Annotated in this window: 9 protein-coding genes; 4 read left to right on the forward strand and 5 right to left on the reverse strand. The window is 64.6% G+C overall.

All coding sequences use genetic code 11. The features are described from left to right. Positions 1-69 precede the first annotated feature (69 nt). Positions 70-393 carry a hypothetical protein gene (locus tag ACSYDV_RS10955; protein ID WP_438323847.1) on the forward strand — a complete coding sequence of 108 codons (324 nt, stop codon included), beginning with the start codon at positions 70-72 and terminating at the stop codon, positions 391-393. Between the two features lie 131 nt (positions 394-524). Continuing rightward, the gene (locus ACSYDV_RS10960; protein ID WP_438323848.1) at positions 525-1,505 is read left to right on the forward strand and encodes a flavin reductase; all 981 of its coding nucleotides are present in this window, start codon (positions 525-527) and stop codon (positions 1,503-1,505) included. A 2-nt stretch (positions 1,506-1,507) separates the two neighbouring features. On the opposite strand, the gene ACSYDV_RS10965 is transcribed toward ACSYDV_RS10960, so the two are convergent. From ACSYDV_RS10965 to ACSYDV_RS10975, 3 genes are all read right to left on the reverse strand, one after another. After that, positions 1,508-2,056 (reverse strand): pseudouridine synthase, encoded by a 549-nt coding sequence (locus tag ACSYDV_RS10965; RefSeq protein ID WP_438323849.1) that lies wholly within the window; start codon positions 2,054-2,056, stop codon positions 1,508-1,510. After that, positions 2,053-3,666, reverse strand: coding sequence for an NAD(P)/FAD-dependent oxidoreductase (locus ACSYDV_RS10970; RefSeq protein WP_438323850.1), 1,614 nt, complete (start codon positions 3,664-3,666; stop codon positions 2,053-2,055). The genes ACSYDV_RS10965 and ACSYDV_RS10970 overlap by 4 nt, the downstream gene beginning before the upstream one ends. An 80-nt stretch (positions 3,667-3,746) precedes the next feature. After that, positions 3,747-4,175: a hypothetical protein gene (locus ACSYDV_RS10975; protein ID WP_438323851.1), complete on the reverse strand. Its 429-nt coding sequence runs from the start codon at positions 4,173-4,175 to the stop codon at positions 3,747-3,749. Between the two features lie 179 nt (positions 4,176-4,354). Between ACSYDV_RS10975 and ACSYDV_RS10980 the strand changes: the two genes are divergently transcribed. After that, entirely contained in the window at positions 4,355-6,427 is a 2,073-nt protein-coding gene (locus ACSYDV_RS10980; protein WP_438323852.1) for an amidohydrolase family protein, read from the forward strand. Between the two features lie 24 nt (positions 6,428-6,451). On the opposite strand, the gene ACSYDV_RS10985 is transcribed toward ACSYDV_RS10980, so the two are convergent. Both ACSYDV_RS10985 and ACSYDV_RS10990 read right to left on the reverse strand, forming a co-directional pair. Then, a complete protein-coding gene (locus tag ACSYDV_RS10985) occupies positions 6,452-9,769 on the reverse strand; it encodes a CHAT domain-containing tetratricopeptide repeat protein (RefSeq protein ID WP_438323853.1) in 3,318 nt (1,105 codons plus the stop codon). A gap of 186 nt (positions 9,770-9,955) precedes the next feature. Then, entirely contained in the window at positions 9,956-11,704 is a 1,749-nt protein-coding gene (locus tag ACSYDV_RS10990) for a hypothetical protein (RefSeq protein WP_438323854.1), read from the reverse strand. Positions 11,705-11,842: 138 nt separating this feature from the next. Between ACSYDV_RS10990 and ACSYDV_RS10995 the strand changes: the two genes are divergently transcribed. After that, complete coding sequence (locus ACSYDV_RS10995) at positions 11,843-12,976, forward strand: helix-turn-helix transcriptional regulator (protein ID WP_438323855.1); 1,134 nt, start codon at positions 11,843-11,845, stop codon at positions 12,974-12,976. Positions 12,977-13,074: the final 98 nt, after the last annotated feature.

Genomic DNA, 13,074 nt, shown 5'->3' on the forward strand with positions numbered 1-13,074 from the left:
ACGCCTGAAATCGCTCTCGAATTGCTACGCGTGGGGGCATAGCTGGTTGGCTACATCGAGGAATGTAGCATGTGGCAGCACCATCAAGACAGACGAACCGACATCGGATTGCGCCTTATCGGCGCGGCGCTTTGGGGCCTCGCCTGGCTTGCGGCCCGGCAGCTCGCGGCGCTCCATCTGACGCAAAGCCATACCGATCCCGGGGTGTGGGCAGTCGCGCTCGCTGCCGCTGCCTTTCTTTGCGCGAGCATCGGCGCAGTGCTGGTCACGCAGGGGGGCCATATTTTCGACCGGGTCGAGATATCCGAACGCTGGCGGGTCATTCCTTCGTCTGGAAGGGATGCTGGATCGACCGCAGAAATTCCCGTTATGGTTCGTGAGAATTTGCGTTAGAACCGTTAAGGAAGGAGGGATTCCGTTCTGGGAGCTGCTTTCCGGGGTGCGCGATCCTCGAATGGATTGGCGGCTTTCCGCTGTAAATGGTCATCCGCCCCGCCGAAACCTGTTCCGTTGATTTTCCGGATATGCTAACGTTTTCCGTGATGAATCAGGATGGTTTTAGCACGCTCGAATTCCGGAACGCATTGGGCAGTTTTGCAACCGGGGTCACCGTCGTTACGACGGCATTGGACTCGGATAGCCCTGTCGGCGTCACCGCCAGCAGTTTCAATTCGGTTTCGCTCAATCCGCCGCTGGTCCTGTGGTCGCTGGCCAAAACCTCGCAATCGCTGACGGCGTTTCGCGATAGCGGACATTTTGCGATCCATGTTCTGAGTTGCGATCAGGAGCTTTTGTCCAACCGTTTTGCGCGGCCCGGCGAAGACAAGTTTCAGGATGTGCTGTGGGAGGCGGGGACTTTGGGGTCGCCGGTTCTGCAGGAATATTCCGCCAAGTTCGAATGCAAGACCGTCCATCAATATGAAGGCGGCGACCATATTATTTTCGTCGGCGAAGTGGTGGCGTTCGATCATCGCGATCATGCCCCCTTGTTGTTTCACGCCGGAAAATATGCGGAATCGCGGCCGAAGGTCGCCGCCGAAAGCACATCGGGGGTCGAACTGGAGCAGGGGCGATTTACAGAGGATTTCTTCCTCTATCTTTTGTCGCGCTCGCATTTCCAGACGTCGCGTCCGACATGGGAGAAGCTTGCCGAACTCGGGCTCGATCAGGTGGAATATTTCACCATATCGGCGGCCGCGATCAACGGTCCGGTGACGCTCGATTATTTGCAGGCCGCGCTGCGGCATACCGGCCATGATCCCGATCAGGCCCGGCTCGACGCGATGGTTGGCAAGAATTTGCTCGTCGAACAGGATGGCAGCTATGGGCCGAGCGAGCAGGCACGGGAGGATTTCCTGGAAATCCTGTCGGTCGCCAAGGCCTATGAGGATGATTTACTGGAACATTTTTCGGCAAGCGAAATTGCCGAAGGCAAGCGGATCCTCAAGAAGATCATCGAATTGAGCGGCGAGGAGATTTCGCCGCTCCGGCCCCGCGCCCAATAGATTTACGCCGAACCGGGCAGCCATTGCCCGGGCGGCACGCCATCGAGCGTCCAGGGGCCGATGCCCCAGCGGACCAGCCGCAATGTCGGATGGCCGACGGCGGCGGTCATGCGGCGCACCTGACGGTTGCGGCCCTCCGTGATCGTCAGCCTGATCCAGCAATCGGGCACGCTCTTGCGGACGCGGATCGGCGGGTCGCGCGGCCATAGCCGGGGGTCGTCGATGCGTTCTGCCTCGGCAGGGCGCGTCGGCCCGTCCTTGAGTTGGACGCCGCTTCGCAGCATCGCCAGCGCGGCATCGTCCACATCGCCCTCGACCTGCGCCAGATAGGTTTTGGGCATTTTGTATTTGGGATCGGATATCCGCGCCTGCAGCCGGCCGTCGTCGGTCAGCAGCAGCAGGCCTTCGCTGTCGAGGTCGAGCCGTCCCGCCGGATAGACGCCGGGCACGTCGATGAAGTCGGACAAGGTTTGCCGCGTCGATCCCGCCGTGCCGCGATCGGTGAACTGGCAGAGCACGTCAAAGGGTTTGTTGAACAGGATCAGCGTCATGGCTTCAGGCTTTGCGCGACTGCCTCGGCGACCTTGATGCCATCGACCGCCGCCGACAATATGCCCCCGGCATAGCCCGCGCCCTCTCCGGCAGGGAAGAGCCCGCGGGTGTTCAGGCTTTGAAAATCGTCGCCGCGGGTGAAGCGCACCGGCGACGAGGTGCGCGTTTCGACCCCGGTCATCACCACGTCGGGATGGTCGTAACCTTGGATCTGGCGTCCGAAGACCGGGATCGCCTCGCGCATCGCCTCGACCGCGAAATCGGGCAGGCATGTCGCGAGGTCGGTCGGCGTCACGCCGGGGCGGTAGGAGGGGACGACGCTGCCGAGCGAGGTGGACGGACGCCCCTTCAGAAAATCGCCGACGCGCTGCGCGGGCGCGCGATAGTTCGACCCGCCCGCGACATAGGCGAGCGATTCCCAGTGCCGCTGGAAGGCGAGGCCCGCGAGCGGGTCGCCGGGATAGTCGCGCGCGGGGTCGATCGCGACGACGAAGCCCGAATTGGCGTTGCGTTCGTTGCGCGAATATTGGCTCATGCCGTTGGTCGCGACGCGGCCCTCCTCGGAGGTTGCGGCGACGACGGTGCCGCCGGGACACATGCAGAAGCTGTAGACGGTGCGGCCGTTCTTGCAGTGGTGCGAGATATGATATTCGGCGGCGCCGAGGATCGGATTGCCCGCGTCGGCGCCGAAGCGCGAGGCGTCGATCCATGATTGCGGATGTTCGATGCGGACGCCGATCGAAAAGGGCTTTGGCTCGACATGGACGCCCGCGGCATGGAGCATCGCGAAGGTGTCGCGCGCGCTGTGGCCGACGGCGAGGATGACGCGGTCTGCCTCCAGATATTCGCCATTGCTCAGGTGAATGCCCTGCACGCGGCGTTCGCCCGCGCCGTCGGTGGCGATATCCAGCCCGTCGACCTTGTGCTGCCAGCGATATTCGCCGCCCAGCCCCTCGATCGTCTCGCGCAGGCTTTCGACCATCGTCACCAGCCGGAAGGTGCCGATATGCGGATGCGCCTCGGTGAGGATTTCGGGCGGGGCGCCGGCCTTGACGAATTCGGTGAGCACCTTGCGGTCGAGGTGCCGGGGGTCCTTGATCCGGCTGTAAAGCTTGCCGTCGGAGAAAGTGCCCGCGCCGCCCTCGCCGAACTGGACATTCGATTCCGGATGCAGCACGCCGCGCCGCCACAGGTCCCACGTATCTTTCGTGCGTTCGCGAACGACCTTGCCCCGGTCGAGGATGATCGGGCGAAATCCCATCTGCGCGAGGATCAGCCCCACGAACAGGCCGCACGGCCCCGCGCCGACGACCACGGGCCGCTTCACCCCCGCCGGGGCCTGCATGATGAATTTATAGCTGGTGTTCGGGGTTTGCTGGACGTTGCGGTCCTTGCGAAAGCGCGCGAGCACCGCGCCTTCGTCCTTCACATTCACATCGACCGAATAGACGAGTTTGATGTTGGTCTTGTCGCGCGCATCATGCGCGCGCCGTGCCACGACGTGGCGCAGCAGTTCGCGGGGACTGATGCGCAGCCGTTTGCAGATCGCGGCGGGCAGTGCCTCCTCGGCATGGTGCAGCGGCAATGCGAGTTCGGTCAGGCGAAGCATGGCCCGCCTGTAGCGGGCATTCGGCGGCGCGCCAATGAAACAGACCCGCCGCGCCCGAAAAAGGGATTCGGGAGGTCCGGTCAGGCCTCGACCGGATAGGGCAACTCCATCTCGTGGAGCCATAACAGCGCGGCCGCCACGCGGCGATGATGGGGCGGCAAGGCGCGTGGCGGCACGAGCAATTGTTCGCCTGCGTCCGCCTTGGCCTGAATGACGATAAGGGATTGCCGCAGCCGCTCGACGAATATGCGCTGGGCAAGGGGCGGCATTGCAGGCGGCCGGGGTGCGGCCGACTGCGCCCATTTTTCCAATGCCGCGTCGACGAGGATCTCGCTGGCCGGATCATAGGGGAGGGCGAAGATGCGCTCACCCTTCTTGCCCTGATACGGGGTCAGCAGCGGGCGGAGGAGTTCGGCGATTTCGCCGGGGTGCGCCTTGTCGGGCCGGGCATCTTCCGGACTTTCCAGAAAATAGCGCTTCAGGAAGGTGACGAGGAGTTTTGCCGACATGCGAGATCCCGTTTCGATAAGGTCCTGCGCCCGTAGCGCCTCGCCTTCGTCATTCGAAGCGAAATGCGGCGGGGCCCGATTGATTGCGAAAAATGGAATCGATGGCGGGCGCTTGCTTCGAACGGGCAATTCCCGTTACCACCGACCAGATTGCGGCCGTTGGCCCCTTGGGGAGATAGATGATGCGTCTGGTTCTGATCGCCGCCCTGTTGGCCTCCGCCGCTTCGGTTCCCGTCCGCGCCCATGAGGAGCCGGCCGCCGTCGCCCAGTCCATGCCGGTTCCCAAAGAGGAACTGCTGAAGCCGCCCGCCGATGCGGTGCATTATGTGGTGGTGTCCGAAGCCGGCAATCATGGCAGCCAGTGGCGCTGGCAGCTTGCCGACGGCCGGACCGCCTATCGATGGTCGCAGGAACTGCGCGGCTGGATCACCGAGATGGATCAGGTGACCAGCTTTGGCGAGGGCGGCGCGATCACCGCCACGACGATCCGCGGCGTGACCATGTCGGGCGATGCGGCCGAGGAGTTCCGGGTCGCAAACGGCCGCGCGACGTGGAAAACGGCCAGCGATGCGGGCGAGGCGCCGGCGGGAGGCTGGTATATTCCGGCGGGCGGCGTCGGAATAGCGAGCGCCCCGCTGATCGACGCGCTGGCTGCGGCGGGCGAGGCGGGGGTCGATTTCCTGCCGAGCGGGAAGGGGCGGATGACCTTTGGCGGGACGCAGACCATTCAGGGGCCGCGTGGTCCGAAAAAGGTCCAGCTCGCCTTTATCAGCGGCATATTGCCTTCGCCGCGCCCCGTCTGGCTGGACGAGAACAAGCGCTATTTCGCCGACATCAGCTTTATCTCGGTGATTCCGGCCGGATATGAGGGCGCGCTCAAACAGCTTCGCGATGCGCAGGACGCCGCCACCGCCGATGCCGTCGCCGGAATCGCGAAGCATTTCCTGTCGCCCGCCGCGAGAGCGCCGGTGCTGTTCGACAATGTCCGGCTGTTCGATGCCGACACGGGCGCGTTTCTTGCGAGCAGGGCGGTGCTGGCGCGCGATGGCAAGATCGCCGCCATCGGTGCGGCCGGATCGTTGAAAGCGCCTGCCGGGACGCGGGTGATCGATGGCAGCGGCAAGACGCTGGTCCCGGGCATCTGGGACAGCCATCTTCATATCGGGGACGATTGGGACGTGCTGTCGAACGTCGCCAACGGCATCACCAGCTTTCGCAGTCCCGGAACGACCTTTGACCGCGCGGTCGAGGCGACGAAGCGCCGGGCTTCCGGCGAATTGCTGATGGGCGAGCCCTTCATCTCCGTCATCATCGACAAGAAGGACCCGCTCGCCGCGCAGGGGGCCGAGGTGGTCAGCAGCGCCGAGGAAGCCGTGGCCGCGGTACGCCGGGTCAAGGCGGCCGGCTTGTGGGGCGTCAAATTCTATACCTCGATGAACCCGGCGTGGATCGCTCCCGCTGCGGCCGAGGCGCACCGGCTGGGCCTTCATGTCCATGGCCATGTGCCCGCGACGATGAAGCCGAGCGAAGCCGTGGCCGCGGGCTATGACGAGCTCACCCACCTCAATTTCGTGGTGATGGAAGCGATGCCCAAAGAGGTGATCGACAAGGCGAATACCCGGCAGCGGATGGAAGGGCCGGCGCGCTACTTCAAGGACGTCGATCTCGACGGGCCGCTGATGTCCGGTTTCGTGGCAGACCTCGCCCGAAAGAAAACGCTCGTCGATCCGACGATCGTCATCTTCGAAGGCATGCTCACGCAGGACGGCGGAAAGCCCCATCCGGCTTACGCACCCTATATGGGCATCATCTCCCCCGTCATCGAACGATCGGTGTTCACCAGCGGCGGCTATCCGCTGGTCGAAGGGCTGACGCGCGACGATTATCGCAAAAGCTATGCGAAGATGGTCGAACTGGTGGGCAGGCTCCACAAGGCCGGCGTCCCGATCGTCGCGGGCACCGACGGATGGGGGATCGAGCTGATCCGCGAACTGGAAATCTATCGACAGGCCGGATTCAGCAACGCCGAGGCTTTGCAGAGTGCAACGATCATCCCCGCGCGGGTGGTCGGCGCCGACAAGCGCACCGGTTCGATCGCGGTCGGCAAGGAAGCCGACATGGTCTTGGTGGACGGCGATCCGTCGACCGACCTGGGGGCGCTGCGCCGCGTCGCGACCGTGGTGAGCGACGGCTATGTGATGGATGCTGCGGAGCTGCGCAAAGCCGCCGGTTACAGCGGCGCGCCCAAATAGGGGCCGGAATCAGCGCGTGGTGGATTAATCGTCCCCCGCGATCAGGCTGAAGGGCGCCCATGCGGAAGGATGCGCCCAGTGCGGGTTCCAGTTGATGACGATGCTGCCGTCGGGGCGCTTTCCGGTGCGGATCGCCTTGATGGCGGCCTGGCGGGCTTCTGCCCTGCTCCAGCCCGGGTGCGTTTTCGCGATCGCCATGATTTCCAGCGTGAGGGCGGCCGTCGCGTCGTCGGCGACGCGCCAGTGGCTCGCAAGCAGCGATTGCGCCCCTGCATAAAGGAAAGCACGCGCCAGTGCCGACAGGCTGTCGGAACCCCGCTCGCCCGAGGCGGTGTTGCAGGCGGACAGGATGACCCATTCGGCATTCATGTTGAGATCGGCGGCTTCCGACGCGCTGAGCAGGCCGTCATCCTCTGCGGTTGCCTTGGCGGGAGAGGACAGGACGAGCCCCGGCTCGTTGCGTCCGTCGAGCTCGCCCGGCAGCAGGCCATGGGTGGCGAAAGCGACAACGGCTGCCGTCCCGATCCGTCGATCCGCGCGGACCGCTTTTTCGGTCGCGGCGGCCCCCATCACAACCGTCGCCGGATCGGCCCCCAAGGCGTCCGCCAAGGACAGAAGCTCGCGCTTTGTCCCCGCAAGCGGCGGAAAATTGCCGAAGGCGCCGTCGAGTATCGGATCGCCATAGCCCACAAATGCTTTTCCATCCGCAGGCGGCGCTATCCTGTCTCCGGCACGGAACGCCGAAATCGACGGGAGGGTGACAAGGGCGTGCCGGTCGCCCAGCCATGGGAGGCTGGCCAGATCATCCGGACCTTTGCGATTCCCCGAAGGTGCCTTGGTGATCAGCATATCGAGCGGCAGATCGGCAATCGGACCCGACGCGGTCACGAAGAGCCGCTTCTTCCCTCCGATGATATGGTCCATTGGTTCGATCAGCAAAGCGAACAGCGCATGCGCGGTCGCCGCATCATAGTCTTCGCTGACGTCGGAATGCGAGCCGCAGGTTTGCGGGTCGACCTCGCATCGCAGCTTTCCGACCTGATCGCGCACGCCTTCGCGGCTCTTGGCGAGACGCTTCCAGTCGGCACCTTGGGCCGAAAGGGCAAAGAGGTGGATGTCGTCGTCAACCGGGACGATCATCAACAATGCCTCGTCCTCCGCCAACAGCTTTTGCACTTCGGCCGCCGGGATGGCGCGCGTTGCGATCAATGAGGCGTAGGCGGGATAATCGCGGCGCAGTTGTTCGTCGGCTGTCGCGAGCTGCGCCGACGCAACCGCGATTTCCTGTCTGAGCGCCTGTGCCTTGTCCGCCAGGCCTTTGCCGATCGCCTCGACCGCATTGGCATCGAGCAGGCGTATCCGGGCGGCGAGATCCTGCTGCTTTCTGGCCAGTTCGGCCAGCGGGCCAACGCCGGCGGCTTTCCGTGCGGCCGTCAAGGTCATGGCAAGACCCGCCTGCGACACCTCCAGATCCTGCGCCGCGAGGAAGGCTTCGTCGCGAAGGGCGGCGGCGTCGGCCGGGCTCGCCTCGGCAGCGGATGCAGCGAGCCCGAGGAAGGTGGAGAATGCCGTGCTCAAGGGGTCCCGGGCGCCTTGGGCGCGTGCGCTTCGCTCGGCGAAATCGCTGCCCGCTTCGCTTCCCTGAAGGGGGCCGCGGCGGGCGCGCGCGACATGCATCGCATCCCGCGCCAGCGCCATCGCCTCGCTCCGCCCAGCCGCCTTGCGCGCGACGATCCGGGCGAGGGTCATCTTGCTCCTTGCGACATCGGGGTGCAGCGCGGGGAGCACCGCATTCCGGATTTCCAGCGCGCGCCGCGCCGGGCTTTCTGCCTCGCGCGGCTTGTCCCGCAAGTCGAGGACGGCGGCCAGATTATTATAGGATGTGGCCGTGTCGGGGTGGCGCTCGCCCAGCCTGGCTTTGCGGATCGCGAGGCTTCGCCGGAACAGCGCCTCGGCCTCATCCGTCAGTCCTGCTCGCGCTTCGAGCACGCCCAGCACGTTCAATGTCTGCGCGACGGCAATGCTGTCGCGCCCGATGACCTGTTCCTCGATGGCCAGCGCCTCCCGCAGCAACGGTTCGCCGCTATCATAGCGGCCGCGAGCGGACAAATTGCCGGCCAGATTTGCGAGAGCCGCCGCCGTCGCAGGGTGGTTCGCGCCATAAAGGGCGCGGTTCATGTCGAGGATCCGCTTCCGCAAGGGTTCGGCTTCGGTCAGGCGCTTCTGTGCCTCCAGATTGCCGGCAAGGACGGCGTAGTCGGCAGCGACCCGTGCGCTTTCGTCGCCGAAGGTCGCCCGGTCGATTTCGATCGCGCGGCGGATCAGCGGCTCGCCCTCTGCAGCACGCCCGGCAAAGAGGAGCGTGCTGGCGAGATTGCCCAAATCGCTGGAGACCGCCGGGCTGGACGCACCGCTGCTTTCCTCGCTGATCGCCAGCGCCTTGCGAAACCGGTCTTCGGCTTCGGACAGGCGCCCCTGGCTCAAATAAAGTGCGCCCAGACTGCTCAGGTCCCGGCCGACCAGAGCATGTGCCGGGCCGAGCGCGGCCACATCATTGTCGAACGCCTTTTGATAGAGTTTTTCGGCCTCGTCGAATTTGCCGAGAATTTCCTTGATGCGCCCGAGGCTGCCGAGATTGAGCGACGTTATCGGATGATCCGCGCCATTTATCTTTTGCGCGAGACGCAGGGCATCGCTCAACACCGTCTCGGCCTCTTTATACCGGGCCTGCTCGATCAGATTGGCCCCCAGTCCGTTGTACAGCGTGGGCAAATTGGCGGCGTTGGCGCCGAGCCCCGCCTCCATGCCGGCGATCGATGCGCGATGCAGCGGTTCAGCCTCGCCATGTTTGGTCTGCGCATCCAGAACCAGCGCCAGGCTGTTCTGTGCGCCGGCGGTGATAATATGCTTTGCGCCGAAAACATCACCCGCCCGCGCCAGCGCTTTGCGGCCGATCGTTTCGGCTTCAGCGATGCGGGCCTGCCCGAACACCGCATTGCCGAGCGAGAGAAGCCCGATGACTTCATCCTCTTTTCCGCCACCATCGGGAAGCGATTGCGCGATCGCAATGGCCTGACGCGCAAGGCGTTCGCTGGCCGCGGCATCGCCCGCCACGCTGGCATAAGTCGGCGCCAGCATAAGGAGGTGAAGGCAATAATCGGGCTGGCCGGCCGGAACCGCACAATCCGTGATCGCCTTGTCGATGAGGGTATATGCATCGGCATAGCGACCCTCGGCAAATGCCTGCTCGGCTTCGGGAGATTTCGCCCGGGCAGCGGGTTCGGCCCTCAACGGGTCGAAATATCCCGAAAGAGATAAGGCGAGCGCGACGATCGCGCTCAACGAAATTCCCGGTTTGAACCAGACAGATCCCCGAGGCAGACGCATTATCACCCCGGCTGCTTAGCAAAGTTTCCCAAAACTCGCCTGACTTCATTTCGCCGTTCACCGGCTTTGGTCGTTCATCCGATCGGGCTTGGGACTGGTCGCCGGCCGTTGCTGCCGCCCGGCGACCAATGCCATTATGTCTCAGAAGCCGAAGGCAACGCCCACGCGGCCGCCGGACGATCCCTTGACGGTCGAGCCCGCAAAGCCGCCCGAGATATAGACCCGGGGTGTCGCCCGCACGACGACCGCGCCCGAAAAGCCTTGCTCGCCGCGGAAGGTCGCAAGGTTGAAGTTCATCGAAACCGTGCTGTCGGGAACGATCATCGTTCCGCCCATTGCCATCGCGGCCGCAATGCCACCATTGGCGTGCCTGAAACGGCGGTCGTTGGCGGCACCGATCACATCGAGACGCGCGTCGAGGCTGTCCAGCCGGTCGTCGACCGCATCGAACGCCGATCCGACGCTCGCATAATTCTGCCCGCCGATCATGTAGCTTGGCGCGGAAACAGCGCCCGTGGCGGGGTTGTAGGTCGACCCGCCGCCAAGGGCGTTCGCGCTGCTCGCGCCAAGCGCGTCAACCTGAACGACGGCTGCGTCGGCCGTCGTTTGAGCGGCGGTGATGCGGACGTCCTGTTGCGCATTTTCCGCGACGGCCTGATCGGCTGTCACCTGAGCAGCCGCCGAGTTACCGGCCACGCCCGCCACGGCGGCATTGAGCTGAGCGACATTGACGCCGTCGGTGGCTTCGGTCCCGGCGGCAAGATTGGTGAGCTGCCGCGTCTCGACGGTTCCGCCGACAACCGGTCGGCCGCCGATCGAGACGCTGTTGTTGCGATCGGCCACGGATCCTGCGCCCAGCGCGACGCTGTTCGTTCCCGACACGATCGAATCGGTGCCCAGCGCGGTGCCGCCGTCGCCCGATACCTGACTCCCGGATCCCACGGCGATGCTGTGCGTCGTTTGGGCCGAGCTTGAGGCGCCAAAGGCGGAGCTTCGAAAGCCGCTCGCTTCACTTCCCCGTCCAGCTGCCGTCGTATTGGACCCGGTCGCAACGGCTGAATCGCCAATTGCGGTGCTGAAATCGCCCGTCGCACGTGATCCGAAACCCGTGGCGGTCGATAATACGCCCGCCTGCGCATCGACGCCCACGGCCGTAGCGCGGGTGTCCGTCGCTTGCGCGCCTGCGCCCAATGCGGTGCTGTAGAGGCTGTTTGCCAGCGCGCTGCGTTCGACAACGCCATTATTGAACAGGCCGCCAAGCGCCGTGCTGGCAATTCCGCTCGCCGAACTGCCAAAGCCGACCGCGGTGCTGCCGGTGTTTGTTGCCGAGCTGGAGGCGCCCAGCGCCGTGCTTTCGACCCCGGTGGCAAGGCTGAACCAGCCATTGGCGGTGGAACTCAACTGCGTGGCCTTGCTGTCGGAACCCGTTGCCGTCGCGCCGAGGCCGGATGCCTGTGCGTAGCTTCCGAGCGCGCTGCTGAAATTGCCCGTCGCCGTCGCCAGATAACCGTCGGCCGTACTTGCGTCCGCCGTCGCCAGACTCGAAAATCCCGTCGCGGTGCTCGCCGATCCGGTCGCCTGGCTGTTCACGCCGGTCGCAATGCTGCTGGCGCCGCTTGCCCGGCTGCCTTGTCCGGTTGCGGTGCTGGAATTGCCCGTTGCCTCGGCATCCTGTCCGGTTGCGGTGCTGCTGTCCCCCGCAGCCAGCGCTTCATTCCCGACAGCGGTCGCGCGGGACCCGCTGGCGGTCGAGCCGACGCCGCATTCGGTGGTATTGGGTGAAGGATTGCTGTTGCACTCGACCGTGCCGTCGGCCTTCGCCGGTGCGACGATCGATACGGACAGTGCGAAAGGTGCGGCCGCCAGGAGGAGTCTGGATTTCATGGTCATAAACGATTCCCAATTCGACGCCGCATTCGCGCGGCGGGTTTGCAGAAGCGGGAAAATTAACGGTGCCGCTGACGGCCGGCATCATCACTATGGATGATCGCGGCGGATCGTTTTACAGCTTTGCACGTAACTTCAGCGATGAAGCAGGAGATTGGCGCCACCGTGTCCGAAGAGCTGATCGGCCATATTTATGAAGCAGCGCTGATTCCCGAGAAGTGGACCGACACGCTGGAGCGGATGAACCGCATTTCGAAATCGCACTCGAACTCGCTGTTTGTGTTCAGCGACCGGTTCAGCCCGCGGGGCATTTCGACCGACATGACCAGCGATCTGCTCGAAGCGTTCCTCCAGTCGGACACATGGCGCGACAGCCCCAGCGTTCGCTGGACACTCGACACCCGGCCGGGCGCTTTCCGTTCCGTCGACGATTTTCTGAGCAAGGAAGAGGCCGAAGCCGACGCGGTATGGGCCCCGCTGGCGGCGCGCGGTTTCGGGCAGCGCCTGGCGACGGTCATTCCCTTGTCCAGCGGCGATCGCGTCACATTCGTGCTTGCTCGCATGCGCGACAAGGGCCGTTATACGGCGAAAGACATCGCTTCCCTCGACAGCCTGCGCCCGCATCTCAACCGGGCGACGCTCATTGCGGCGCGATTGGGTCTGGAACGCGCCAACGCAATGGCCGAAACCCTCTCGCGTCTGGGTCTGGCCGCGGCGGTGATCGACCCGGCAGGGCGCGTGATCGGGTCGAATTCGCTGCTCGATGCCTTGCATGACATTCTGCCGTCGGTCGCGTTCGGCCGCATCTCGGTCAACGACAGGGTCGGAAACACCCTGTTTCGGGCTGGTCTGGAACAGATTGGGAGCGGGGACGCAAAACCCGGCGGAATGTCGATCCCGGTTCCCCCCTCGGCCTGCGGGTCGCGTCCGCCGCTGATTATCCACCTGCTGCCGGTGCGGGGGCTGGCGCAGGACATCTTTGCCGGCGGACAGGCTTTGATGGTGGTCTCGCTTCTGGAACGCAAATCGGCCCCGATGCCCGAACTTCTCCACGGGCTGTTCGATCTCAGCCCTGCCGAAGCGCGCCTGGCGGGGGAAATGGCAACCGGAATGACCTTGCGCGATATCACCGTGTCGCGTCCGGTTTCCATGCCGACGCTGCGCACGCAGGTCCGGTCCATTCTTGCCAAGACGGGTGTGTCGCGTCTGGCGGACCTCTCCCAGTTGCTGGCGCAGATTCCGGACGGAGATCGAAAGGCCGGGCTTGCCGACTGAAACCATGATGCCGCGTACCGATTGCCGATTGTTCTCATCCGGACGGCCTGTTAGGCACCGGGTTCCAATGGCCAAAGAGTTGACCGCCACCCTTGATA

It is taken from the genome of Sphingopyxis selenitireducens (genome assembly GCF_051550705.1).
Classification (GTDB): Bacteria; Pseudomonadota; Alphaproteobacteria; order Sphingomonadales; family Sphingomonadaceae; genus Sphingopyxis.